24 protein-coding genes are annotated in these 23,909 nt (G+C 32.3%); 10 read left to right on the forward strand and 14 right to left on the reverse strand.

Features of this window, described 5'->3' with window-relative positions; all coding sequences use genetic code 11:
- Positions 1-2 precede the first annotated feature (2 nt).
- From J0383_RS22920 to J0383_RS22935, 4 genes are all read right to left on the reverse strand, one after another.
- On the reverse strand, positions 3-443 hold the full coding sequence (locus J0383_RS22920; protein ID WP_207296270.1) for a DinB family protein: 441 nt from the start codon (positions 441-443) through the stop codon (positions 3-5).
- The gene (locus J0383_RS22925; RefSeq protein ID WP_207296271.1) at positions 443-1,315 is read right to left on the reverse strand and encodes a nucleoside phosphorylase; all 873 of its coding nucleotides are present in this window, start codon (positions 1,313-1,315) and stop codon (positions 443-445) included. Before J0383_RS22925 ends, J0383_RS22920 begins: the two co-directional genes overlap by 1 nt.
- Positions 1,316-1,419: 104 nt before the next feature.
- Positions 1,420-1,752, reverse strand: a complete 333-nt coding sequence (locus J0383_RS22930) for a translation initiation factor (RefSeq protein WP_207296272.1) — start codon at positions 1,750-1,752, stop codon at positions 1,420-1,422.
- Positions 1,753-1,866: 114 nt separating this feature from the next.
- Entirely contained in the window at positions 1,867-2,817 is a 951-nt protein-coding gene (locus J0383_RS22935) for an isopenicillin N synthase family dioxygenase (RefSeq protein ID WP_207296273.1), read from the reverse strand.
- A 167-nt stretch (positions 2,818-2,984) separates the two neighbouring features.
- Here J0383_RS22935 and J0383_RS22940 point away from each other — a divergent pair, with 167 nt between their 5' ends.
- A complete protein-coding gene (locus J0383_RS22940; protein WP_207296274.1) occupies positions 2,985-4,961 on the forward strand; it encodes an alpha-ketoacid dehydrogenase subunit alpha/beta in 1,977 nt (658 codons plus the stop codon).
- 64 nt (positions 4,962-5,025) lie between these two features.
- Here the strand turns inward: J0383_RS22940 and J0383_RS22945 are convergent, their stop codons facing one another.
- The 5 genes from J0383_RS22945 to J0383_RS22965 form a co-directional block, all read right to left on the reverse strand.
- The gene (locus J0383_RS22945) at positions 5,026-5,997 is read right to left on the reverse strand and encodes a quinone oxidoreductase family protein (protein WP_207296275.1); all 972 of its coding nucleotides are present in this window, start codon (positions 5,995-5,997) and stop codon (positions 5,026-5,028) included.
- 84 nt (positions 5,998-6,081) lie between these two features.
- Complete coding sequence (locus J0383_RS22950) at positions 6,082-6,657, reverse strand: Crp/Fnr family transcriptional regulator (protein WP_207296276.1); 576 nt, start codon at positions 6,655-6,657, stop codon at positions 6,082-6,084.
- A gap of 30 nt (positions 6,658-6,687) precedes the next feature.
- Positions 6,688-7,236 (reverse strand): hypothetical protein, encoded by a 549-nt coding sequence (locus tag J0383_RS22955; protein ID WP_207296277.1) that lies wholly within the window; start codon positions 7,234-7,236, stop codon positions 6,688-6,690.
- A 28-nt stretch (positions 7,237-7,264) separates the two neighbouring features.
- Positions 7,265-7,675: a hypothetical protein gene (locus J0383_RS22960; protein ID WP_207296278.1), complete on the reverse strand. Its 411-nt coding sequence runs from the start codon at positions 7,673-7,675 to the stop codon at positions 7,265-7,267.
- Positions 7,676-7,775: 100 nt separating this feature from the next.
- The gene (locus J0383_RS22965) at positions 7,776-8,177 is read right to left on the reverse strand and encodes a glyoxalase (protein ID WP_207296279.1); all 402 of its coding nucleotides are present in this window, start codon (positions 8,175-8,177) and stop codon (positions 7,776-7,778) included.
- A gap of 152 nt (positions 8,178-8,329) precedes the next feature.
- On the opposite strand from J0383_RS22965, the gene J0383_RS22970 reads away from it, so the two are divergent.
- A complete protein-coding gene (locus tag J0383_RS22970; protein ID WP_207296280.1) occupies positions 8,330-8,749 on the forward strand; it encodes a hypothetical protein in 420 nt (139 codons plus the stop codon).
- Positions 8,750-8,840: 91 nt separating this feature from the next.
- Here the strand turns inward: J0383_RS22970 and J0383_RS22975 are convergent, their stop codons facing one another.
- Both J0383_RS22975 and J0383_RS22980 read right to left on the reverse strand, forming a co-directional pair.
- A complete protein-coding gene (locus J0383_RS22975; protein ID WP_207296281.1) occupies positions 8,841-10,100 on the reverse strand; it encodes a mechanosensitive ion channel family protein in 1,260 nt (419 codons plus the stop codon).
- Positions 10,093-10,380: a DUF3817 domain-containing protein gene (locus J0383_RS22980; RefSeq protein WP_207296282.1), complete on the reverse strand. Its 288-nt coding sequence runs from the start codon at positions 10,378-10,380 to the stop codon at positions 10,093-10,095. Before J0383_RS22980 ends, J0383_RS22975 begins: the two co-directional genes overlap by 8 nt.
- A gap of 105 nt (positions 10,381-10,485) precedes the next feature.
- On the opposite strand from J0383_RS22980, the gene J0383_RS22985 reads away from it, so the two are divergent.
- The 4 genes from J0383_RS22985 to J0383_RS23000 all read left to right on the forward strand — a co-directional run bounded on the left by J0383_RS22985 (position 10,486) and on the right by J0383_RS23000 (position 15,502).
- On the forward strand, positions 10,486-11,019 hold the full coding sequence (locus tag J0383_RS22985; RefSeq protein WP_207296283.1) for a DUF6155 family protein: 534 nt from the start codon (positions 10,486-10,488) through the stop codon (positions 11,017-11,019).
- Between the two features lie 109 nt (positions 11,020-11,128).
- Positions 11,129-12,667, forward strand: coding sequence for a DEAD/DEAH box helicase (locus J0383_RS22990; protein WP_207296284.1), 1,539 nt, complete (start codon positions 11,129-11,131; stop codon positions 12,665-12,667).
- A 151-nt stretch (positions 12,668-12,818) separates the two neighbouring features.
- A complete protein-coding gene (locus J0383_RS22995) occupies positions 12,819-14,153 on the forward strand; it encodes a DEAD/DEAH box helicase (RefSeq protein WP_207296285.1) in 1,335 nt (444 codons plus the stop codon).
- 80 nt (positions 14,154-14,233) lie between these two features.
- The gene (locus J0383_RS23000; RefSeq protein ID WP_207296286.1) at positions 14,234-15,502 is read left to right on the forward strand and encodes an NAD(P)/FAD-dependent oxidoreductase; all 1,269 of its coding nucleotides are present in this window, start codon (positions 14,234-14,236) and stop codon (positions 15,500-15,502) included.
- Between the two features lie 118 nt (positions 15,503-15,620).
- Here J0383_RS23000 and J0383_RS23005 read toward each other — a convergent pair whose 3' ends face one another.
- Positions 15,621-16,850 (reverse strand): multidrug effflux MFS transporter, encoded by a 1,230-nt coding sequence (locus J0383_RS23005; RefSeq protein ID WP_207296287.1) that lies wholly within the window; start codon positions 16,848-16,850, stop codon positions 15,621-15,623.
- Positions 16,851-16,967: 117 nt separating this feature from the next.
- Between J0383_RS23005 and J0383_RS23010 the strand changes: the two genes are divergently transcribed.
- Both J0383_RS23010 and J0383_RS23015 read left to right on the forward strand, forming a co-directional pair.
- Positions 16,968-17,387: a hypothetical protein gene (locus J0383_RS23010; protein ID WP_207296288.1), complete on the forward strand. Its 420-nt coding sequence runs from the start codon at positions 16,968-16,970 to the stop codon at positions 17,385-17,387.
- Between the two features lie 256 nt (positions 17,388-17,643).
- Positions 17,644-18,027, forward strand: coding sequence for a hypothetical protein (locus tag J0383_RS23015; RefSeq protein WP_207296289.1), 384 nt, complete (start codon positions 17,644-17,646; stop codon positions 18,025-18,027).
- 5 nt (positions 18,028-18,032) lie between these two features.
- On the opposite strand, the gene J0383_RS23020 is transcribed toward J0383_RS23015, so the two are convergent.
- The gene (locus J0383_RS23020) at positions 18,033-18,434 is read right to left on the reverse strand and encodes a helix-turn-helix transcriptional regulator (RefSeq protein ID WP_207296290.1); all 402 of its coding nucleotides are present in this window, start codon (positions 18,432-18,434) and stop codon (positions 18,033-18,035) included.
- A gap of 618 nt (positions 18,435-19,052) precedes the next feature.
- Between J0383_RS23020 and J0383_RS23025 the strand changes: the two genes are divergently transcribed.
- Together J0383_RS23025 and J0383_RS23030 are read left to right on the forward strand one after the other, a co-directional pair.
- Positions 19,053-20,966 carry a DUF294 nucleotidyltransferase-like domain-containing protein gene (locus J0383_RS23025; protein ID WP_207296291.1) on the forward strand — a complete coding sequence of 638 codons (1,914 nt, stop codon included), beginning with the start codon at positions 19,053-19,055 and terminating at the stop codon, positions 20,964-20,966.
- Between the two features lie 2 nt (positions 20,967-20,968).
- Positions 20,969-21,565, forward strand: coding sequence for a 3'-5' exonuclease (locus J0383_RS23030; RefSeq protein ID WP_207296292.1), 597 nt, complete (start codon positions 20,969-20,971; stop codon positions 21,563-21,565).
- Positions 21,566-21,670: 105 nt separating this feature from the next.
- On the opposite strand, the gene acs is transcribed toward J0383_RS23030, so the two are convergent.
- On the reverse strand, positions 21,671-23,581 hold the full coding sequence (acs, locus tag J0383_RS23035) for an acetate--CoA ligase (protein ID WP_207296293.1): 1,911 nt from the start codon (positions 23,579-23,581) through the stop codon (positions 21,671-21,673).
- Positions 23,582-23,909 lie beyond the last annotated feature (328 nt).

Below are 23,909 nucleotides of genomic sequence, written 5' to 3' on the forward strand. Positions count from 1 at the left end.
ATCTAAGATTTTATCTGGTTGATATGATGCTCTAAATGTTCTACGTAATCCGTCATTAAAAATTTTAAATCTATTACAGCTCCGTCACTTAGAATAATTTCATATTCTAAAGCCTTTTCATCAACAGATTTCATAATTCTTATAATCTGTTTGTTTACCGAAAGCCACAATTGAGTAAGCTCTCGAATATCCATTTGCTGATACTGATTTAAATTTACTAAATCTATTTGATTATACGGCCTGTGATGATAAGGTTTTTGAAGATAATTAATTTCTGTAAACCTAACCAGATTATGAATCGCAGAATCTGTTAAATGGCCCAAAATTTCTTTTTTAGACCATTTACCAGGAATTCTTGATTCTAATATTTCACTGCTTATTTCCGGAAAACAAGAGGCATTTTCATTCAGCAGCTGCTCAAATTTAAGAATAGCATTCTGCATTACTTATTATTAACTATTTTGTTTAGAGTATAACTAATCAATTCATCAACAGCTTTGTATGGATCTTCACTAAAAGTTCCCGAAGCACGGTTGGCAATAATTGCATTTAAAGATAATGCATTATGCCCTAACAGCGAAGAAAGTCCATAAATAGCTGCGGTTTCCATCTCTAAATTAGTGATTCTTTCGTCATTAAAACTAAAATTATCCATTTTATTATTTAATTCTTCGTCTTGAATGTTCAAACGCAATACACGCCCTTGCGGACCATAAAATCCTCCTGCTGTTGCTGTGATTCCTTTGAAAATTTTATCAGATTCTATTAATTGCTCCAATTTTTCTGAACATGAAATTGCGTAAGGTCTTCCTTTGCGGATATCCCAATTGGTATGCGTAATAAAAGCATCTTCAAGTGCCGCATTTGAAACGTCGTCAATTAAGTAGGAGCGAAGCATATTGTCTAATCCTAGACCAAATTTAGACATTACAAAGCTGTCAACAGGAATATCTTCCTGTAAAGAACCTGAAGTACCAATTCTGATGATGTTTAAAGAAGTCAATTCTTCTTTTGGCTGGCGGGTTTTTAAATCGATATTGACTAATGCATCTAATTCATTAATCACAATATCAATATTGTCTGGGCCAATTCCGGTTGACATTACCGAAATTCTTTTGCCTTTATAAATTCCTGTCTGGGTTTTAAATTCTCTTTTTTGCGTAGAAAATTCAATTGAATCAAAAAACTGAGTGATTTTTTCCACTCGGTTTTGGTCTCCAACAAATATAATATCGTTGGCAATATGTTCTGGACGAAGGTTTAAATGGTAAACGCTTCCATCCGGATTAAGTATTAATTCTGATGATTGTATCATTTTTTTAAGTTGCTAAGGTTCTGAGGTTTTTCAAATTCCAAATCTAAAACTCCAAATTCTAATTTTTAAATTCCAATTGAGCAATCTAAAATCTAAAATTTATTTTATCCACCTACACGTTTTGTTTTAAATCCTTTTTCTTTTAGGATTGTCATTATTTTATCACGATAATCGCCTTGAATGATGATGGATGCATCTTTAAAAGTACCGCCAACACTCAATTTGGTTTTGATTTCTTTGGCTAAAACTTTGAAATCTTCGTCAGATCCTTCGTAACCTTCGATAATCGTGGTTGGTTTTCCTTTTCGTTTTTCAAATTTACAAATCATAGGTTCTTTTTGAACATACAATACGTGTTCTTCTTCCTGGATTTCCTCTGGTTCGTTTGATTCAACGTGTTCTGGAAATAAGTTTTTTAATTGATCTTTTAAGTCCATAATTGTTTTATTCTAAAAATAAATTCCAAACCTTAGAGGGTTTTAAAAATTAAATTCCAAATTCCAATGAAGTTTGGAATTTGGAATTTTGATTTTTTGGAATTTAAATTACGTTTATTTTTTAATTAAACCTAATTCCACTAAACGTTCGTGTAAAAACTCTCCCGCTGAAATATCTTCGTATTTTTTAGGGTTTTCTGCATCGATACAATTTTCTAAACAATCTAGACGCATATCGCTTACTGGGTGCATAAAAAACGGAATAGAATAACGAGAAGTTCCCCATAATTCTCTTGGCGGGTTAACCACTTGGTGAATCGTTGATTTGAGTTTGTTATTGGTATGTCTTGACAACATATCTCCAACATTGATTACCAATTCATCATCTGCAGCAATAGCATCTATCCAGTCACCATTGTGATTTTGAACTTGCAATCCTTTTCCTTGAGCTCCCATTAACAAAGTAATAAGATTAATATCACCATGAGCCGCAGCACGAATAGCGTTTTCAGGCTCAGAAGTAATAGGAGGATAGTGGATTGGTCTTAAAATTGAGTTTCCTTCTTTTGCATATTCATCAAAATAAAACTCATCTAAGCCTAAATGTAAAGCCAGAGCTCTTAAGACATATACTCCGGTTTTTTCAAGCATTTGGTATGCTTCTTTTCCCACGACATTAAAACGAGGAAGTTCTGTAACTTCAACATTATCTGGGTATTCTGCTGCCCATTTTGAATCTTTGTCAACATACTGTCCAAAATGCCAGAATTCTTTTAAATCACCCTCTTTACGGCCTTTAGCATGTTCTTTTCCAAAAGATACATAGCCTCTTTGTCCGCCAATTCCGGGAATTTCATACTTATGCTTAGTTTCTATTGGCAAGGCGAAAAATTTTCTAATTTCACCATAAAGTTCGTCTACCAATTGATCATCTAAGAAATGACCTTTTAAGGCTACGAAGCCAATGTTTTCAAATGCACTGCCGATTTCATTTACAAATTTTTGTTTACGTTTCGGGTCGTCCGAAAGGAAATCACGTAAGTCTACACTAGGAATGTTTTGCATACTTTACATTTTTATTTAAGAAAAAAGGTATTAAACCTTTACTCACAAAGGTAGATAATATTTTAGATTTCAATTTTAATTCTGGCAATAAAATTGAAAAAATCAAACTAAAATCATCAAAATTGTTGGTTTTTTTTATCTTTGAGAAAACTAAACTCACTTAACCAATGATCTTTTACAGACAAAATCTTTCTGATGAAAAACTATTAGATTTATATAAAAAAATCCTGAAACCCCGTTTAATTGAAGAGAAAATGCTCATTTTGATCCGACAAGGAAAAGTATCAAAATGGTTTTCAGGAATAGGACAGGAGGCAATCGCAGTAGGGGTAACTTCTGTTTTAGACGATTCTGAATATGTTTTACCCATGCACCGAAATCTTGGTGTTTTCACTACCCGAAATATTCCGCTTCACCGACTTTTTTCGCAATGGCAGGGAAAAGCTAATGGCTTTACAAAAGGACGCGACAGAAGTTTTCATTTTGGAACTCAAGAATATAACATTATAGGAATGATTTCGCATTTAGGTCCGCAGCTAGGAATTGCCGACGGAATTGCCTTAGCAGATAAATTACGAGATAATAAAAAAATAACCGCCGTTTTTACCGGAGAAGGAGCAACTAGTGAAGGAGATTTTCATGAAGCTCTAAATATTGCTGCAGTTTGGAAACTTCCGGTAATGTTTATTATTGAAAATAATGGTTACGGACTTTCAACACCAACAAACGAGCAATATTCTTGCGAAAATCTGGCCGATAAAGGAATTGGTTACGGTATTGAAAGCTGGATTATTGACGGAAATAATATTGTAGAAGTTTACAATAAATTATCGCAGTTAAAGCAAGAAATGCAGGAGAATCCGCATCCGGTTTTATTGGAATTTAAAACCTTCAGAATGCGTGGCCATGAAGAGGCGAGCGGTACTAAATATGTTCCTCAGGAATTAATGGATCAATGGGAACTTAGAGATCCTGTTACCAATTATAAAAAATATCTAACCGAAATTGGAGTTCTTACAGAAGAACTTGATGAACAATTTCGTTCTCAAATCAAACAAGAAATTGACGAAAATTGGGCAATGGCAAATGCCGAACCTGAAATAGAACCTACTTACAGCGGAGAATTAGATGACGTATACAAACCATTTCAATATGAAGAATATACCCATGATTCTGAAACCACAAATATTCGATTTATTGATGCTATTCGCAACAGTTTAGAGCAATCTATGTGGCGCCATAAAAATCTCGTTATTATGGGACAGGACATTGCTGAATATGGTGGAGCTTTTAAAATTACAGATGGTTTTGTTGATGCTTTTGGAAAAGACAGAATACGAAACACGCCAATTTGCGAAAGCGCTGTTGTTTCCGCAGGAATGGGATTGTCTATAAACGGATATAAAGCAATTGTAGAAATGCAGTTTGCTGATTTTGTTTCTACAGGTTTTAATCCGATTGTGAATTTGTTAGCAAAATCGCATTACCGCTGGGGCGAAAATGCCGATGTGGTGGTTCGTATGCCTTGCGGAGGCGGAACTCAGGCAGGACCTTTTCATTCGCAGACAAACGAAGCTTGGTTTACCAAAACACCTGGTTTAAAAGTGGTGTATCCAGCATTTCCGTATGATGCAAAAGGATTGTTGAATACTGCTATAAATGATCCAAATCCTGTTTTATTTTTCGAACACAAACAGCTTTACAGAAGTATTTACCAAGATGTTCCAACGGATTATTACACCATTCCATTTGGAAAAGCAGCTTTGGTAAAAGAAGGAAAATCGGTTACTATTATTTCTTTTGGTGCGCCGGTACACTGGGCACTAGAAACTTTAGCAAAAAATCCAGATATCGATGCTGATTTAATTGATTTAAGAACCTTACAGCCACTTGATACTGAAACTATTTTTGATTCGGTTAAGAAGACAGGAAAAGCTATCATTTATCAAGAAGATACTATGTTTGGCGGAATTGCCAGTGATATTTCGGCTTTAATTATGGAAAATTGCTTCGAATATCTTGACGCTCCAGTAAAAAGAGTGGCCAGTTTAGATTCGCCAATTCCGTTTACAAAAGCATTAGAAGATCAGTTTTTAGCTAAAAATAGATTTGAAGAAACTTTATTAGAGCTTTTAAAATACTAATATTTTTTTAAAGTTACTAAGCTTCTAAGATTTTAACTCTGTTCTTAGAAGCTTAGAAGTTTTTTTAAACCATAACTACCAGTCTTTTGCCATCTGGAACTTCTGTATTCCACATTTTTTCAATGTCAGCTATATTCACTTTTTCGATATTTATTTTTAATTTATTTTGAGAAGCTAAAAGAAAAATTTCTGGAAGTATTTCAGAAAATAATAGTTTCACTTCCTCTTTTTTCCAGCTGCCTAATCCCGATCCAGATAACTGAAGATCAACACTTCGTAAGATTTGTGCTGATAATTGAATTGTATCACCAGACATAGAACCGATTGAAACGTATCTGGTTTTGTGAGTAAAATTCCCGTTTCCTTTTAAAACAGAAAGAATTAATTCAGCTGAATACCCCCATAAATAATCCAAAACAATATCAATTGGTGTATTTTGATGAATTTCCTTCAGCTGAGAAACAAAACGTTCATCATCTTGTTTCAAATAAAGAATTTCATCGGCTCCTAACTCTAAAAGACTTTGCAATGTTTTTTCATTTCTGCCGGTTACAATTATTTTCTTTGCTCCGTAATATTTCGCAACCTGAACAGCCATTTGACCTGTAAAACCAGTTGCTCCGTTAATTAAAACAGTATCTCCCGGCTGTATTTCGGCTCTAAAACGAAGCGCCATTGCTGAGCCCGCAACTGCATTTGGCATTGCCGCGGCTATTGACAGATCGATTCCATCAGGCAATACAACCATTCTATTTTTTTCGACGAGAGCCTTTTCTGCAATTGTTCCCGAAATTCCTCGAGCATATACTTTTGTTCCGTTTTCTAGTAAACCAACGGCATCGCTGCCAATTACAGTGCCGTTTTGATTTTCATTTTCTGAAGAATAATGTTCCCCACTGACAATTCCCTTATCTAAATTTGTAATAGCAACTGCTTTAACCGAAAGTAAAACTTCGTTTTCATTTGCTGCGATTGGATTAGAAAATTCTACAAATTTTGGCAGACTGCCTTTTTTATACACTACTGCTGCTTTCATAATTTTATACTATTAAATTTTATGAAGCAAAATTACCCTGCTCTTTATGGGCATGCGATAACATTTGTTATCAAATGAATTCTGTTATTTTTTTTGCAGTAATTGACTTTTGATTCGGCTTAAATGAACTGTGCTTACTCCCAAATAAGAAGCAATATAATGCTGAGGAACACGCTGAACGATTTGCGGTTTTTCTTCAATCAAATTGAGATAACGTTGGGTAGGGGAGTCCTTTATAAAAGAAAAAAAGTGCTTCATGTAATCAAATGTTCTTTGAAAAAGCATATCAATCAATTTATCTCTAAGCTGTGGAATTTCTTTAATTTCTTCTATAATTTTATCTAGATCGTTTTTATGGATCCACCACAAAACAGAAGGTTCAATTGTTTCTACGACAACCGGACTTGGAAATTTTTTTATAAAACTTTCAATCGAAGCTACGCTTTGGTTTTCAAAAAAGAACTGCGAAGTCAAATCTTTTCCATTATTATTAAACCAGACTCTAACGCAACCTTTCTCAATTATAAAAAGTTTTTTAGAAACTTCGCCTTCATCTATTAGTACTGTCTTTGTAGAAACTTCTATACGATTGAAATAACTAATGTATTCATACCATTTCTCATCAGTTATAGGGAATTTATTTCGGAATTGATTAAACATTATTAAATAATTAAATTCTGGACCTCTTTATTATATCAATTTAAGTTCCTTTCCTAATTCTAAATTAGTTGAAACCAGTAAATTATCGCTCATTCCATAAGCTTTTTCCTGATGCACATCTTTAAATTCTGAAGCACTTAGAATAATTGAAGATTCATCTTCTAGTTTTAAAATAAAAGCCTGAGGATAAATAGTTTTTGGTGGTACTTCTTCCCAGACAATATTAAAATCAACAATCTTTTTTCCGAGAAGATTTATCCACATTTCAGTATTCGAAACATCCCATTTCTGTTCATAATCATTAGGAGTTTCTTCTAGATCAATTTCTTTTGCGCGAAGTCCATAACAATAAAATTTACTGTCCCAAAAAACATAAATTGTTTTATTTTGTGTTTTAAAGTAAATAGAGTAATCTAAAGTATCAATTTCTGGATATTTAGTTGAGTAAGTAGGTTCCTCGGCATTACCTTCTTCAAATACAAATTTTATTTCTCCGTAAATAATTCCTTCAATAGTTTCTCGTAAAAATATTGTGCGATTATAATTTTCAAAATCTATGTGCTTTTCACTTAAAATCATTAGCAACTTAAATTGATAAATTTCAGATTTAAAATCTTTTTAAAACTTTTCTATCTGAAAAAATATCTTTCCATATTTCTATTTTATAAAAATCTTCTGGATTTTCAGAATAAGCAGATTCTAAATTCTTGAAATAAACCCGAACTCTGTAAATTCCTATTTCAATTTTTTCTTCTAAAACAAGATTTGAAAATGGACAGTCATTAATTTGTAAAAAGCCTGTTTTTATTTCTAAAGATGCTTCTACAACATGATCAAAATAGCTGAAGTCTGAAATCAAACTTTTAGAGTTCAAAATTTCGAGTTCACATTTTACTATTCCTTCGCTGTTTTCTATGGAAATGCCTAAAATTCCTTTTTCTACAGCAAGTTTATCATTCAAGGCTTCATCTGACCAAAAATCTTCGCTACCAGTATCTCCTTCATCTTTATCATTCAAATAGAATTGACCGTAATCTGTTGTAAAATTTAAACTAAACTTCATTTAAAATTTTATTTTTTTTATTCTTATTCTAAGAAAAATCAGAACCTTAGAAGCTTTATTTAGCCTCTACTTCAAACAATTGCACTTGATTTTTTAATCTTTCAATTAATAAATTCATCATGCGTTTATTCAAATCTGATGAGTTTTGAATATACGTATTGTATTCTTCCACTGTAAAAAGTGCCATGATGATTCCTTTTAAAGAATTTCGGAACTTGATATCTTTTTGAATTGAGTTTTCGATTGTCTGTAGTTTCTTTTCAACCGAATACGAGTAAAAATCAGCTTTGTTTTTATTTACGTAATTAATAAATACTGCCACAAATAAGTCGTTCTGCAGTTTTAAAATCGGCCTGATCGTCTGGTTTTGGAAGATCTCATCTGGTGAAGATTGAGCACTTACGGTTCCTAAAGTTTCGCCTCTGAATTCTCTTAAAAAAGTGTCTCTATCTGCCATGTTTTTTATTTAAATTTAAGAAAAAATAAAATAGAAAAAAATCTATTTTTGTTTTAATAACTAAAAAACTTAAAGTCTATAAGTCACATCTATAAAATTAAGTTTTCTATAAACAAACTTAAACGGCTTGTTTAGCTTTTAAAAGATTAGCAATGAACAAATTATCTTTTATTCTTATCATAACAATTATGATTTCAGTAATTTCTTGTAATTCAAAAGAAGGGAATTACAAAGAAGTACACTATCAAGCCATAAGCGGAAACGACACGGCAGTTATTGCTTTAAAAATCAGTGACAAACGTTTTTACGGACGTTATGAAATTTCGTATTATAAATTCGGAAAAGATTCTGGCGATGTTCGTGGTGATATAAAAGGTGATACTTTAAGAGGTGATTTTCATTATATTTCTAATGGAGGAAGCTGGAAAAGAATTCCATTAGCGCTGCTTAAAAAAGACAACAAACTAATTCAGGGATCTGGAATAATTGGTACGTATATGAGTCTTCCGTGTTTTCTTCCAGGAACGCTTACCTACAAAGATCCAAAGTTTGTTTTTGAAGAAAAGAAATAGTGGATTTTTGTTTCAAGTTTCAAGTTCGTATTACGCACTAGTTAAAACTTGAAACCTGAAACTTTAAACTAAAGAATAAAAAATAAAAAAACTACCTATCAAGGCGTCCAATCTGCGATGGAAGTTCAAATATTTCAAGATCGAAATATATTACCGAAGCCATAACATGATCGAAAATATCCGACATAATATATTCGTAATTTGCCCAGCGTTTATCACTTGAAAACACATAAATTTCTAATGGAACTCCATGCGCTGTAGATTGCAGCTGACGGCACATAATGTGCATATTCTTATTTAGTCCCGGATGATCTAATAAATATTGCATAATATACTTTCTAAACATCCCTAAATTGGTCATGTTCCGACCGTTAAGCAATAATGATTTATCAATTCCGCGAAGTTCATTATACTTTTCAATTTCGGCTTGTCTTGTCTCAATATAAGATGTAATCAACTGAATTCCTTTCATATGATTCAGATCGTCATTGTTTAGAAAACGAATACTGCTGCTTTTAATCAAAACATGTCTTTTAATACGTCTTCCGTCAGATTTCTGCATACCGCGCCAGTTCTGAAATGAATCCGAACTTAAAGCATAGGTAGGAATAGTGGTAATGGTATTATCAAAATTTCGGACTTTTACGGTCGTCAGGTTGATTTCAATTACATCACCATCAGCACCAAATTTATCCATGGTAATCCAGTCGCCAATACGAACCATATCGTTAATCGCAACCTGAACACTCGAAACAAAACCTAATATCGTATCTCTGAAAATCAAGATAATAATCGCCGAAAGTGTCCCCAGAATAGTCAGTAATTCTCCTCTTTTGATTCCGAACAAGGTCGAAATAATCATCGCCACCCCGAAAATCCAAAGCACGATCATTATAACCTGAATAAAACTATCAATAGGTTTGTCGCTGTATTCTGGTTTTTGTTTTAAGTAATCTCGTAACGAATTAAAAATGGTTCTGATGATCCATAAAGTGATCAAAACAATATAAACACCGACAATTTTTCCGAACATCAATTCCCAATATTCATATTTATCCAGAATAATGGGAACTGCTTTATAAATAAAGAAAAACGGAATTAAATAAGCAGTATATTTTGTGGTTTTATTGTGTACTAAATAATCGTCAAATTTAGTTTTGGTCCGCTGTGCAAAAACTGCCATAAGCGTAACCAAAACAAACTTGGCAATATAATAAATAGCATAAGCCAGCGCCAGCATTATGGCAATATTGATAACGAGACTGGTATAAGAGGCAAAGTTGCGGCTCATTCCCCAATCTCTAAAAAGCGGATATAAAAAATTGAATATTTTATTCAAAAGATTAGGCATTATTTTCTAAATACTTTTTCTCAACATAAAAAGTCCCAAACGGAACAAGAGAAGCTATAAGTATAATGGCAAAAGTTTTTGCATCCCATTTTTGAGATTTTAACAACGAGAAAGCCAACACAATATAACCAATAAAAAGGATTCCGTGTGTCATTCCTAGTGGACGAAGTAATGTATGATATAATTCAGGGTTGCTGTTTTTTATAATAAGCATGTTGGCAAATAATACCAGATAAGAAATACCCTCTAAAATAGCAGTAACTTTAAAAATCTTGAGCATGTAAGTGTCGTTTTTGAGATTATTGAAACAAAATTAAGTATTATGGTTGGTTTTTAAGTTATGTGTCAGGAAAGTAATTTATTTTTGTATTCTTAAACTTTGATAATGAGCAAACGCGATTTAAAAAAATATTTAACGGCACTAACCAAGGAACAGCTTGAAGAACAGCTGGTAGAATTGTATGAAAAATTTAGTCCTGTAAAAGTGTATTATGATTTCGTTTTTAATCCGAAAGAAGACAAATTACTTCAGGAAGCAAAAGTGAAAATCTCACACGAATATTTTCCGGTAAAAAAACCTAATGCAAGATGGCGCCCGAAAGCTAAAATGCGAAGATCTGTTGCTCAAAAAATCATCAAACATTTTATTTCTTTAGGTGTTGACTCGTTTATTATTGCCGATTTGATGCTTTATAATATCGAAATTGCACAAACCTATTCCTCAAATAATTTTATTAAACAAGAATTGTTTTACAAAAGTATATTCAATTCATTCGAGCAAGCCGTAATTTTTTTAATTTCCAGCGGAATTTTTCATGAATTTAAAGCAAGAGTTCAGGCAATTTACCAAGAGACTTTGCAGCAAAAATGGAAAAACAGGTATGATTTTGAAGCAATTCTAGATAAAACAGAGATTTAAAAACACTTCCTATAAAAAATCTTAGTTTAAAAAAAACATTTATTTTAGGTTAAAATAAGATGAATAACTGTTTTTTAGATGTATTTTTGCAAAAATCCAAAAATAAACAATGTCTCAAAACACTTTAGAAATAGAAAGAGAAGATAGGAAAGAACTGTATGCCTACCAAAAAGGTGATATTGATGCTATTTTCGATCGCTTAGACAATGCTCCCCCAAAGCATCATTTGTTGTATCAGTTACCTACTGGAGGTGGTAAAACAGTAATTTTCTCAGAAATTGTGCGTCGTTATTTATCTAATAATGACAAAAAAGTGGTGGTTTTAACACACCGTATCGAGCTTTGCAAACAAACCTCAAAAATGTTGAAAGGCTTTGGAGTTTCAAACAAAATCATCAACAGTAAGGTAAAAGAATTACCAGATCAGAATGATTATTCTTGTTTCGTAGCTATGGTTGAAACTCTAAAAAACCGTATCAACGACGAAAAATTACACCTAGATAATATTGGTTTAGTAATTATCGATGAGGCGCATTATAACTCATTCCGAAAATTATTAAACTCATTTAAAAATGCATTCATATTAGGTGTAACCGCTACGCCTTTGAGTTCAAATATAAAATTACCAATGCACCAAAGTTATGACGAGCTTATCGTAGGTGACACTATTGGTTCATTGATTGACAAAGGTTTCCTTGCTAGAGCAACAACTTACAGCTACGATGTAGGTTTGACTTCATTAAAAGTGGGTATCAATGGTGATTATACAGTAAAATCATCAGATGATTTGTATACCAATTCATTGATGCAGGAAAAACTACTTCATGCATACACAGAACGTTCTTTGGGTAAAAAAACCTTGATTTTCAATAATGGTATCCATACTTCATTATATGTATATGATACTTTTAGAGAGGCTGGTTACGATATCAGACACCTTGATAATACAAGCAGTTCTGAAGAACGTAAAGATATTTTACAATGGTTTAAGAAAACTCCAGATGCAATTTTAACTTCAGTTGGAATCTTAACAACTGGTTTTGATGAACCTACTGTAGAAACTATCATTTTAAACAGAGCCACTAAATCATTAACACTATATTTCCAGATGATTGGGCGTGGATCTCGTAAATTACCTGGTAAAGACGAGTTTACAGTTATTGACTTAGGAAATAATGCCGCTCGTTTTGGTTTATGGAGCGATCCGGTAAACTGGCAGCACATCTTTAAGTCTCCTGAGTTTTATCTTGAAAATCTTAGAGATGATACTGAAATCGAAATGTATTTCAAATACAGCATGCCGCCAGAATTACGAGCAAAATTCAGTAAAACTGCCGATGTTACCTTTGATGTCGATGAAGAACATAAATTGGCCATCAAACAAAATCTACGTTCTAAAATTGTTTTAGACAAATCATTGGAACAACACGCTGCAATGTGCGTAGATAATACGGAATTACTGCCAGAAGCAAAAGCACTTTCAAAAGAACTTGAAGATGATATTGAAGATCGTATCAAACGTTTTGCAAAATGCTTAAGCCAATGCAGTAAAAACTATCGTGAATGGCTTCTGGATGATTACAAGCAGAGATTGACCTTATTAATAGGTAAAAAATACCGCGAAAAAATCATGAACGAACCAGATTGATAAATTCCAGTTTATAAAGAAAATTATATGATCTTTGTCAAAGCTTTAAACTTTGACAAAGATTTTTATTTTAACGTCATCATAAAAAAATAATTTAATTCTTGAGCAATCTGTAATATATCTAAAATCAGAACTCTAAAATCTAAAATACATGTCTAAACCATTCTCAACATTAGGAATTTCAGAACCAATTTTAAAAGCATTAAGCGAATTAAATATTGTTGAACCCACAGAAATTCAACAAAAAACAATTCCGCTTTTATTGTCTGAAAATCATGATTTGGTGGGATTAGCCAAAACTGGAACTGGAAAAACAGCAGCATTTGGACTTCCATTATTGCAATTGGTAAATACTGAATTACCTGTTGTTCAGGCTGTGATTTTAGTACCCACAAGAGAACTTGGACATCAGATTTTTAGAAATTTAGAAGATTTTTCGAAGTATATTCCAAATATATCAATCGCATCTACCTGTGGTGGAATCCCAATTAAACCTCAAATTGAACGTCTTACAGCACCAACACATATTATTGTGGCAACTCCAGGTCGTTTAATTGATTTAATTCAAAGAAAAGCAGTTGATTTAAGTCAGACACAATATCTAGTTTTAGATGAAGCCGATGAAATGGTTTCAATTTTAAAGGAAAGTCTTGACGAAATCATCGCAGAACTTCCTAAAAAGCACCGCACTTTATTATTTTCTGCCACTTTACCTGGAACAATCAAACAACTGATTCAGAATTATTTGCATAAAAATGTTGTTCAGATTAGTGCCAATATGGAAATTATTGGAAACCAAGGAATTGATCATAAATATATTGTCGTTGATCCGATTGAAAAATTAGATGTTTTAATGCATTTTTTAAATTCGCGTGATGGAGAACGAGGCATTATTTTCTGCAAAACGAAAGCTGCTGTCAATAAATTGGCCAAAAATCTAGCCATAAACCGATTCTCGTCGGGAGCTCTTCATGGAAGCTTGACGCAAGGAATCCGTGATCGAATTATGGAACAATTCCGCGAAGGACACATCAATATATTAGTGGCTACCGATTTGGCGGCGAGAGGAATTGATGTTAAAGAAATTTCATATGTTGTCAATTATCATCTTCCAGATGCTTACGAGACTTATGTACACCGAAGCGGAAGAACGGCAAGAGCTGGAGCAAAAGGACTTTCATTAACTGTTTTGCAGGAAGAAGAAGTTTTTGAAATAGCTGACTTCGAAAGAGAATTAGGGCTTACATTTTCAAAATTCGAAAAACCTTCTGCCTTAAGTATTGAAGAAAATAATACCCTTTTATGGGCCAAACAGATTTTTAAAACAAAACCAAATCACGATATTTCATCGGAATTAAAAACGAAGGTAAAAACTGTTTTTCATCATCTTACAAAAGACGAACTGATTGAAAAATTGTTAGCTAATTATGTCTTACAAAATAAAATAGAAGTAACCGAAAAACCTGTTAAAAAATTTAAAAAGTAACAAAGATGACTTTTGTCATTGCATATTAAAGTTGTATATTTATAAGGAATTATTTTATAATCCTTCCAAATACAACACATATGAAAATAGTCATAATAGGAGGCGGTTTCGCAGGAATAAATCTAGCAAAAGAGCTTGTAAACCAGCCTCAGATACAAGTAACACTTGTTGACAAAAACAATTATAATTTTTTTCCACCACTTATATATCAAGTTGCAACGGCTTTTTTAGAGCCTTCAAGCATCAGTTATCCCTATAGAAAGTTCTTTGCAGGCAAAAAGAATCTTCAGTTTCGTTTAGGCGAATTACAATCTGTTGTTCCTGCTGAAAATAAGATCATTTTAAACAACGGTGAGTTAACTTACGATTATCTGGTATTTGCCACAGGAGCAGAAACCAGTTATTTTGGTATGGAAAACGTAAAGAAAAACGCTATTCCGATGAAGACCTTAAATGATGCCATCGAAATGCGTAACACACTACTCAAAAACCTTGAAAAAGCTGCGATCTGTAAAGATATGCGCAAACGTCGTAAACTATTAACGATTGTAGTTGCTGGAGGAGGACCAACAGGAGTGGAGGTTTCAGGAATGTTTGCTGAAATGAGAAAAAATATTCTCCTAAAAGAATATCCTGAATTAGACACATCTGCTAGCAATGTATATTTAGTAGACGGCGGCGATGCACTTTTGGCACCAATGAGCAAAGAATCACAAAAAGATACTTTAGAAGCATTAACTAAACTTGGTGTTGTAGTAAAACTAAATACGAAAGTAGTTGATTATGTAGATGACACAGTATTCTTTGAAAGTGGAGAAACAATCAAAACCAAAAACTTAATTTGGGCTGCGGGAGTTTCTGCTAAAGTTTTCGAAGGAATTCCTCAGGAAAGCTACGGCCGCGGAAGACGTATGGCAACCGATCAATACAATAAAGTAAACGGATTAGAAAATGTTTACGCTATTGGTGATACAGCTATTTTAGCTGGAGATAAAAATTTCCCTGACGGACATCCGCAAGTTGCACAGGTTGCGATTCAACAAGGATTAAATCTAGCGAAAAACTTTAAAGCTATGGTTAAAAATCAAGCGTTAAAACCATTTACATACAATGATAAAGGTTCTATGGCAATTATTGGAAAAGCCAAAGCCGTGGTAGATTTACCAAGTCCGAAATGGCATTTTAAAGGATTCTTTGCCTGGATTATCTGGTTGTTTATCCACTTAATTTCATTAATCACGTATAGAAACAGATTAAATACTTTCTGGAACTGGATGGTAGCGTATTTTGCAAGAGACCAGTCTCTTAGAATGATTATTAGACCTGATAAAAGATCTCAGGAAAAGTAAAAATTTCAATATTTAAATTCCAAATTCCAAGTGATTGAGATAATATTAAAAATCCAGAATCAAAGATTCTGGATTTTTTATTGGAATTTGGAATTTCAAAATTGGAATTTACATTCATTTAATGCGCAACTATATTATCATCATCAGCAGATATTTCCACTTTATTTTTGATAAATTTCTTTCCGATATTTAAAACTATAAAAGCGATAATTGTTGTAATAGTCATAATCAAAACCATTGGCGCTACAGAATCTTTTACAAAAATTCCAACAGCAAACGAAGCCAAAGATCCTAAACCTAATTGAATAGCACCCATTAAAGCCGAAGCGCTTCCGGCATTTTTCGCAAATGGTGCCATAGTAAGTCCAGCAGTATTTGGATTTGAAATTCCTAGACAACCTAAGAATACAAAAAGTACTGCAATAGTTTCATACAATCCTAAAAGGTTGTTTAATGAAAGTACAAGGAAAACAATACTTACTACAGATTGCAGAATTAATGCTCCAAAAATCATTTGCTCGCTTGAGAATTTCTTCAATAAAACCGAATTTAACTGGCTCGAACCAATAAAACTAACTGACATAAAGGCGAAAATCCATCCATATGTTTTAGCATCAACATGGTAAATATCCATAAAAATAATAGGAGAAGCCGCTACATATGTAAATAATCCCGAAAAAGCGATTGCTCCTGTAAAGGCATACGTATAAAATTGAGGCTCTTTAAGAACTTTTAAAAAGTTTGAAATAATGGGTTTTGGTTTTAAAGATATTGAGGTATCTGGTTTGTAACTATTTGGCAGACCAATTTGAGAAGCTAATAAAATAGCAATTCCCATACACATCAAAATAAAAAATACAGTATGCCAGCCATAATCTTCAGTAACATAGCCGCCAATTGTAGGCGCCAGCATCGGCGAAAGCCCAAGAACAAGCATTAAAAGTGAAAATACTTTCGGAATATCTTTTACAGGAAATAAATCACGAACCATGGCAACAGAAGCAACCGTTGCAGCACAACTTCCGATAGCTTGAATAAATCTTAAGAGTATAAAATAATCAATATTAGTTACATACACACAACCAAGCGAAGCTAAAACATAAACCGTAAGGCCAATAAACAAAGGCTTTTTGCGACCAAAACGATCTAAAAGCGGACCATAAAGCAATTGTCCTGCAGAAATTCCAATAAAATAGCTTGACAAACTCATCGAAACTTTGGCTACAGAAGTGTGTAAATCTTTAGCAATATCCGAAAAACCAGGCAGATACATATCGATCGAAAAAGGACCAAGGGCGGTTAAAGAACCTAAAATAAGGATAAGCTTAATATATTTTTTTGTTGTCATTTTCTTAAAAAAGCACTTTAAATTTTCTGCAAAGGTAAAGATTTCATATCTTGTTATAGTATTTAATGCATTTAATAACTGAAACAAAACATTATTAATCTCAAAAAATTAAAAATTATGAAGAAGTATATTTTGTTATTATCGATCATTTTCACATCGGTTTCATTCGCTCAGACAGTTACATCAAAAAAAGAAGATGTCACAGTTGAACAGTACGAATTACTAAAAAAAGTCAACCAATATTATCCGGATATCACTTTGAACAAATCCATAACCAATTTTTATGTTGACGGTAAAATTATCGATTCGCAACAAGAATTTGATTTAACTGGAACAAAGTTCACAAGTTATAAATTAGGAATCGAGCCTGATAATAAAAAACTCCTGTTCGAATATGTTTCTGATGAAACTGGGAAAATTTATGGAGATGTTTCGCTTTTTAAAGGAAATGTACTGCGAACAACTTTCAACGATAAAACAAATCAAATTGAAGTTTCGCTTAACGGAAAATCCGTTTATTTGAAAAAATTAAAATAATTTTTCAAATACGAGAAATTTAAAGCATCACATATACGTGATGCTTTTTTTATGGATGCGTATAAATCCGTTATTTAAAAAATTTTAAATTGATTTTCAAAATACGCGAAATTTAAAAAACAAAAACCGCTTAGTGAAAATTCGATATTTAGGAAAAAATAAAATTAATTTTCAAATACGAGAAATTTGAAGCATTTCAAAACGAAAGGATTTTTTACCATATATTTGAATTATAATTTCTGTACTTATAATATTTATGAAAAAAATTGCCTTAGTATTAATTCTCATAAGCTTTCAATCATATTCACAAATCAATAAGTTTACCGGCACATGGGGTTCACAAAAATGCAAAGATTGTAAAAAAGAATATTTTTTTAGGATTACAATCGCACAATCAAATTATTTGATTTCTGGAACTGCAGAAGTTACAAGCGAACATAAAGAATTAAATTCTGGAGTTCTGGATGTTACAGGATATGTTCATTCATTAAGCGACAGAGCTGAAATAAAACTAATTGAAAAAGATGGATCAAGTTTTGGTGGAACATTAATTATTGAAGATGATAAGCTGCAATTTACTGCACGAGGCAGAGGAGATTTAGTTCCTAAAGAAGTAATATTAAAGAAATTATACGAATAAATACTTTATTTTATCAATTTTTCCAATTTCTCAATCATTTCCTTTTGTTGCTCAAGCATACGCTCGTAAAGTTCTACCATTTTATCTAAAGGATTAAACGTGCAATTGAAATTTGCCTGTGAACCATCTGTAAAAGTATTGGCAACAGCGCTATCATGAAATGTATTTGCTATAATATTAATTGCAGAATCTTCATCAAAATTTTCAATAGCTTCAACAGGAACTTTCAAAATTTTAGCAACCTGAGCTAAAATATTATTTTCAATCAATTCTTTTTGCTCCAAAAGAGAAATTTTCTTCTGATTCCAATCTTCACCTAATTCATAAGCAAGCGCTTCTTGTTTGATCCCCAGCATTTCACGGAAACGCTTGATATTTCTACCTTGATGTATTATTTTCTCTGTCATATTGATAATATCATAATTGTCAAATATAAGATTTTTAGTTATAATAACTATGACAAACTGATAAATGATATTTCTAAATTATGCTTTAATTAGGATAAAATAGATTATCACGGATATTTAGAAAAATAGGTTGAAACCAATTCATGAGAATTTTTCTTTACATTATTTGAAAAAGAAAAGGAGGAATTTATTAAAAAAAGCAAAATCACGAATGACGAATAAAACAAACAAAGCCATTAAAATCAATAAATTAGTACATTTAACACATACATATATTGAACTATAATTTATATTATGTAAAATAGAAAATTATAGAAACTCCTACACAATCTGCAATCACTATATCCGTTCTTATATGAATATTGGATTATAAAATATTCTTAATTTATAAATTGAGAAATTAGAAACTACTCTCATTCTAAATGATTCAAATAAAAAATATCTAATTATAAATCAAATAATTATGTAACTTTAATACATCAAAAAGCTTTTCAAAGCCTTGAATCTAGTAAATCTTAACATTTCTTTAAAATATTCAGATTCTGGTACAGATGCTTTCATTGTAAGACTTTATTTTATTATTTTTACATTCGATACTTTAAAAAAATTATCAACTATATGAATACTATTGCTGAGCATATTGCAGATTTTTTAAAAGAATACCCGCCATTTGATAATTTAACTTTTCAGGAATTATCAGATATCGCTACCAACATTCGTGTTATCAATTTAGAAAAACATGCAGTACTGTTTCAAAATAACGATCCGCTTCATGACAGCTTTTATGTAGTTGCATCTGGGGTTATTAATTTAACTACCATTGCCGATGCTGAAGAAACTATTATAAATAAATGTCACGAAGGCGATATTTTTGGTCTGCGACCTTTTTTTGCTAAAAATAATTATATGATGACGGCAAAAGCACGTGAAGAAAGCATTATTTATGCTATTCCAATCGCTGTTTTTAGACCTTTTGTGGCTAATAATTCTGATGTTTTAAACTTTTTACTGGAAAGTTTTGCTATGAATTCAAGACACACTAAAGACAATGCACGTTCTCACAGTAAGTTAGATCCTGAAAATGGCTTTATTGACCAACAGTCTGAAATACAATATATTCAGTCTCTTACTTATAATAATTCGCCGCTGACAACAGAGTCTCATCATATTGTAAAAGATGTTGCTTTGTTAATGACTGATTCTATGGTCGATAACATTGTGGTTTGCGAAAAAAATCATCCTATTGGTATTGTAACCAACGCTGATCTTTCTTCTAAAATCGCAACGGGACGCTATCCTATTACAGAAACTATTGACAAAATTATGTCTTCGCCTGTTGTAACAGTTATTGAAAACGTTTCTTTGGCCGAAGCTCAGCTTCTTATGCTTAAATACAATGTTTCGCACTTATGTGTTACAAAAGACGGTACCAATAAATCTGCTGTAAAAGGAATAATTTCCGAGCACGATCTTATTGTTGCTCAAGCTAGTAACCCAGGTGTATTAATTAAAGAAATTAAGCGTTCGCAGTTACCAAAAGATTTAAAACAAATTCGTGATCGTTTATCAGATTTGATTCAAAATTCGATTCAGAAAAATATACCTATTTCACATGTTAGTAATATTGCCAGCGAGATAAACTTAGCGATTATTAAACGTGCTGTTGAGTTATCAATTTTAGATTTAGGCTCACCTCCTGCTCGTTTTGCATGGTTAAGCATTGGAAGTCAAGGTCGTAAAGAACAATTATTACTAACGGATCAGGATAGTATTTTAGTTTTTGAAGATGTGGCTCCTGAAAAATATCGTGAAGTAAAAGATTATTTTTTAAGATTAGCAAAAAGAACGACAGCTATTCTTGAAAAAGTAGGTTACGAATACTGCCCTAATGGACATATGGGAAGCAATATGCTTTGGTGTAAATCATTGAGCGACTGGACAAAACAGTACAACAGCTGGATGAATACTCCAGGTGAAAACAGTAATGATTTGAGCAGCATTTTCTTTGATTATGAGATTGTAATTGGAGAACCAAAAATCGAAGAAGTTATTGAAAATGTGGTTTTCAAAAATGCGGTTAACAATACGCTATTCTTTGACTTTTTAGGAAACGATGCTTTGAAAAGAAATTCTCCTTTGAGTTTTTTCAAAAAATTCATTGTTGAAGAAGAAGGTCCGCATAAAGATAAGTTTGATATCAAAACCCGTGCTCTGATGCCATTAATTGACAGTGCACGTTTATTAATATTAAGTGCTAATATCAAAGGAATCAAAAATACTTATTTAAGATTCAAACAATTAGCTATTACGGATTCTAAAAATGCAGAAATATACTTGAGCTGTGCCGAGGCATTTTTAACTCTTTCAAAATTCAGGACAGTTGAAGGTTTAAAAAATGATGATTCCGGACAATATATCAATTTAAGAGAAATGTCTAAAACAGACAAAGAGAAGTTAAAAAGCGCTTTAGCCCCGATGAAAGACCTTGAGGAATTAATAAAGAGTAAATTTCAACTTACACAATTCTCGTAAATATGCTAGACTGGATTAAAAACATAAACAAGGATCATCCAGAATTCTGGAAAGAGTACTTATCGAAATTTGAAGCAAAGCCAAACAAATTTGTGGTTTTAAGCACTGAAACATCTGGCTTAAACCCAAATAAAGATGTTATTCTATCTTTAGGTGCTTTTTCGGTCATTGATAATGGCATTGTGATTAAGGAAAACTTTGAGGCTGTACTTCTTCAGTATAAATTCCTTGAAGATCACGGACTTTCAAATGAGTTCATTATTGAAAGCAAAATGACCAAAATGCCGGAACCTGAAGCAATTGAAGCTTTTATCAATTTTATTGGCAACGCAGTTCTTGTTGGTCATCATATTAATTTTGATATTGAAATGCTGAACGCTGCTCTCGAAAGATTAGATTGCGGCCGAATTAAAAATGAAGCTCTCGACATTGATGTCATGTACCGAAAATTAACCGATATTAATGACAAGCAGTTTTCATTAAACGATTTATGTGAAATTTATAAAATTCCAAAGAGCGATCGGAATTCTTCTGCTGAAGATGCTTATAAAATCGGATTATTATTTTTAAAACTAAAATCTCGTTTAGGAATTAAATAAATCAAAAAATAAAAGTTTTTAAAAATCCAAATTCCAATAAAATAATTACATATAAAAAAAAGCCTCTTTAATAGAGGCTCTTTTTTGCTTTTTATAATTTCACAATTAAGAAATTCTGTCTTTACTAATTTCTTCAACAATTTCTGGATTCAATAATGTTGTGGTATCACCAAAATTTGAAAAATCTCCTTCAGCAATTTTACGCAAAATTCTACGCATAATTTTTCCTGAACGTGTTTTTGGTAAACCAGAAACAAATTGGATTTTATCTAATTTAGCGATTGGGCCAATGTGATCCGCAATGTACTGATTGATTTCTTTTGATAAATTTTCTTTATTTCTAACTTCTCCAGTTTCTTTTAGAATTACATAGCCATATAAAGCATTTCCTTTAATATCATGCGGGAATCCAACAATTGCAGATTCTGCTACAGCTGGATGCTCGTTGATTGCATCTTCAATTGGCGCTGTTCCTAAGTTGTGACCAGAAACAATTACCACGTCATCTACTCTACCTGTAATTCTGTAATATCCAACTTCGTCTCTTAACGCTCCGTCACCTGTAAAGTATTTTCCAGGGAAAGCAGAGAAATATGTTTCTTTGTAACGCTCGTGGTTATTCCAGATTGTTCTTGCGATTCCCGGCCATGGAAATTTAATACATAAACTTCCAACTACTTGATTCCCTTCAATTTCATTGCGCTTTTCATCCATTAAAACGGGTTGAATTCCTGGTAATGGTAATGTCGCATAAGTTGGTTTTGTTGGCGTTACAAATGCAATTGGCGAAATCATGATTCCACCAGTTTCTGTCTGCCACCAAGTATCCACAACTGGACATCTCTTATCTCCAACGTGGTCATTGAACCAGTGCCAAGCTTCTTCATTGATTGGCTCTCCAACAGATCCAATAACTTTAAGTGATTTTAGAGGATATTTTTGAATATAATCTAAACTTTCTTTTGCTAATGAACGGATAGCCGTTGGCGCTGTATAAAATTGTGTGATTTTATGTTTTTCGATAATATCCCAAAAACGGCTGAAATCTGGATAAGATGGAACTCCTTCAAAAATTACGGTTGTTCCTCCATTTAATAATGGTCCGTATAAAATATAAGAGTGACCAGTAATCCATCCAATATCAGCAGTACACCAGAAAATATCATTTTCTTCGTGGCTGAAAACATTTTTAAAAGTATAAGCTGTGTAAACCATATATCCAGCAGTAGTATGAACCATACCTTTTGGTTTACCTGTTGATCCTGAAGTATATAAAATAAACAAAGGATCTTCAGCATCCATAATTTCAGCAACACTATTATCAAGAGCAGCATCTAATAAAGGCTGTAACCAAATGTCACGTCCTTCTCTCATGGCAACTTCGGTTTTTGTTCTTTTTACCACTAAAACTTTAGAAACAGATGGACAAGTTTCTAGAGCTTCATCAACAATTCCTTTTAGGTCTATTGTTTTGTTTCCTCTATAACCTCCATCAGATGTAATTACCATTTTACATTCGCAGTCAATAATTCTTGCAGACAATGCCGAAGCAGAAAATCCTGCAAATACTACTGAGTGAATGGCTCCAATTCTAGCACAAGCCAATACAGCAACTGCTAATTCAGGAATCATTGGCAAATAAATACATACACGGTCTCCTTTACGAATTCCCTGCTCACGTAATACGTTTGCCATTTTAGAAACTCTTTCGTAAAGTTCGTTGTATGTTATATGTAAAGCTTCTTCAGAAGGTTCATTCGGTTCAAAAATAATAGCCGTTTTGTCTCCTCTTTTGCTTAAATGTCTATCGATACAATTTTTGGTAATGTTAACTTTTGCGTCTGTAAACCATTTTACTTCAGCATCGGCCATATTAAAATCAACAACTTTTTCCCACTGTTGATACCAAGTAAAATTTTCTTCAGCAATTTTTCCCCAAAATTTTCTTGGCTCTCTTATTGACTTATTGTAATGTTTAAAATATTGTTCTAAATTTTCTATTTTATAATAACTCATAGTTTTGTGGAATTTTTTTATAAATGTATTAAATCTGCTTCTATTCTTAAAATTATTTAATTCATAAATTTTGAATAAAAAAAACATATAATAAATAAAATATACGTTTTTTTTAAAGTTATTCTAAAAAAACATGTTTTTAGAAAAAATCTAAATCACAAAAAAGGTATGACAAAGAAATTATCATACCTTTTAATTTAACAAATTTCAATAACAATTAATTTTGTAATTCTGCATTACAATACTTTACCTATTTTGAAAATAGCAGCATCATTATTAATTAAAATAGAAATTTCAACAAAGTATATTTTCAATTAAAATATACCCC

The organism is Flavobacterium endoglycinae (assembly GCF_017352115.1).
Taxonomy (GTDB): Bacteria; Bacteroidota; Bacteroidia; order Flavobacteriales; family Flavobacteriaceae; genus Flavobacterium; species Flavobacterium endoglycinae.

What these genes read in the sequence shown, in the direction of transcription:
- J0383_RS23025 (WP_207296291.1), top strand. Translation starts at nt 19,053, where the DNA reads ATGAATACTATTGCTGAGCATATTGCAGATTTTTTAAAAGAATACCCG.
- J0383_RS23030 (WP_207296292.1), top strand. Translation starts at nt 20,969, where the DNA reads ATGCTAGACTGGATTAAAAACATAAACAAGGATCATCCAGAATTCTGG.
- acs (WP_207296293.1), bottom strand. Translation starts at nt 23,581, where the DNA reads ATGAGTTATTATAAAATAGAAAATTTAGAACAATATTTTAAACATTAC.
- J0383_RS22945 (WP_207296275.1), bottom strand. Translation starts at nt 5,997, where the DNA reads ATGAAAGCAGCAGTAGTGTATAAAAAAGGCAGTCTGCCAAAATTTGTA.
- J0383_RS22920 (WP_207296270.1), bottom strand. Translation starts at nt 443, where the DNA reads ATGCAGAATGCTATTCTTAAATTTGAGCAGCTGCTGAATGAAAATGCC.
- J0383_RS22935 (WP_207296273.1), bottom strand. Translation starts at nt 2,817, where the DNA reads ATGCAAAACATTCCTAGTGTAGACTTACGTGATTTCCTTTCGGACGAC.
- J0383_RS23010 (WP_207296288.1), top strand. Translation starts at nt 16,968, where the DNA reads ATGAAGAAGTATATTTTGTTATTATCGATCATTTTCACATCGGTTTCA.
- J0383_RS22925 (WP_207296271.1), bottom strand. Translation starts at nt 1,315, where the DNA reads ATGATACAATCATCAGAATTAATACTTAATCCGGATGGAAGCGTTTAC.
- J0383_RS22930 (WP_207296272.1), bottom strand. Translation starts at nt 1,752, where the DNA reads ATGGACTTAAAAGATCAATTAAAAAACTTATTTCCAGAACACGTTGAA.
- J0383_RS22970 (WP_207296280.1), top strand. Translation starts at nt 8,330, where the DNA reads ATGAACAAATTATCTTTTATTCTTATCATAACAATTATGATTTCAGTA.
- J0383_RS22985 (WP_207296283.1), top strand. Translation starts at nt 10,486, where the DNA reads ATGAGCAAACGCGATTTAAAAAAATATTTAACGGCACTAACCAAGGAA.
- J0383_RS22940 (WP_207296274.1), top strand. Translation starts at nt 2,985, where the DNA reads ATGATCTTTTACAGACAAAATCTTTCTGATGAAAAACTATTAGATTTA.
- J0383_RS22975 (WP_207296281.1), bottom strand. Translation starts at nt 10,100, where the DNA reads ATGCCTAATCTTTTGAATAAAATATTCAATTTTTTATATCCGCTTTTT.
- J0383_RS23015 (WP_207296289.1), top strand. Translation starts at nt 17,644, where the DNA reads ATGAAAAAAATTGCCTTAGTATTAATTCTCATAAGCTTTCAATCATAT.
- J0383_RS22950 (WP_207296276.1), bottom strand. Translation starts at nt 6,657, where the DNA reads ATGTTTAATCAATTCCGAAATAAATTCCCTATAACTGATGAGAAATGG.
- J0383_RS22995 (WP_207296285.1), top strand. Translation starts at nt 12,819, where the DNA reads ATGTCTAAACCATTCTCAACATTAGGAATTTCAGAACCAATTTTAAAA.
- J0383_RS22980 (WP_207296282.1), bottom strand. Translation starts at nt 10,380, where the DNA reads ATGCTCAAGATTTTTAAAGTTACTGCTATTTTAGAGGGTATTTCTTAT.
- J0383_RS22955 (WP_207296277.1), bottom strand. Translation starts at nt 7,236, where the DNA reads ATGATTTTAAGTGAAAAGCACATAGATTTTGAAAATTATAATCGCACA.
- J0383_RS22965 (WP_207296279.1), bottom strand. Translation starts at nt 8,177, where the DNA reads ATGGCAGATAGAGACACTTTTTTAAGAGAATTCAGAGGCGAAACTTTA.
- J0383_RS23000 (WP_207296286.1), top strand. Translation starts at nt 14,234, where the DNA reads ATGAAAATAGTCATAATAGGAGGCGGTTTCGCAGGAATAAATCTAGCA.
- J0383_RS23020 (WP_207296290.1), bottom strand. Translation starts at nt 18,434, where the DNA reads ATGACAGAGAAAATAATACATCAAGGTAGAAATATCAAGCGTTTCCGT.
- J0383_RS23005 (WP_207296287.1), bottom strand. Translation starts at nt 16,850, where the DNA reads ATGACAACAAAAAAATATATTAAGCTTATCCTTATTTTAGGTTCTTTA.
- J0383_RS22990 (WP_207296284.1), top strand. Translation starts at nt 11,129, where the DNA reads ATGTCTCAAAACACTTTAGAAATAGAAAGAGAAGATAGGAAAGAACTG.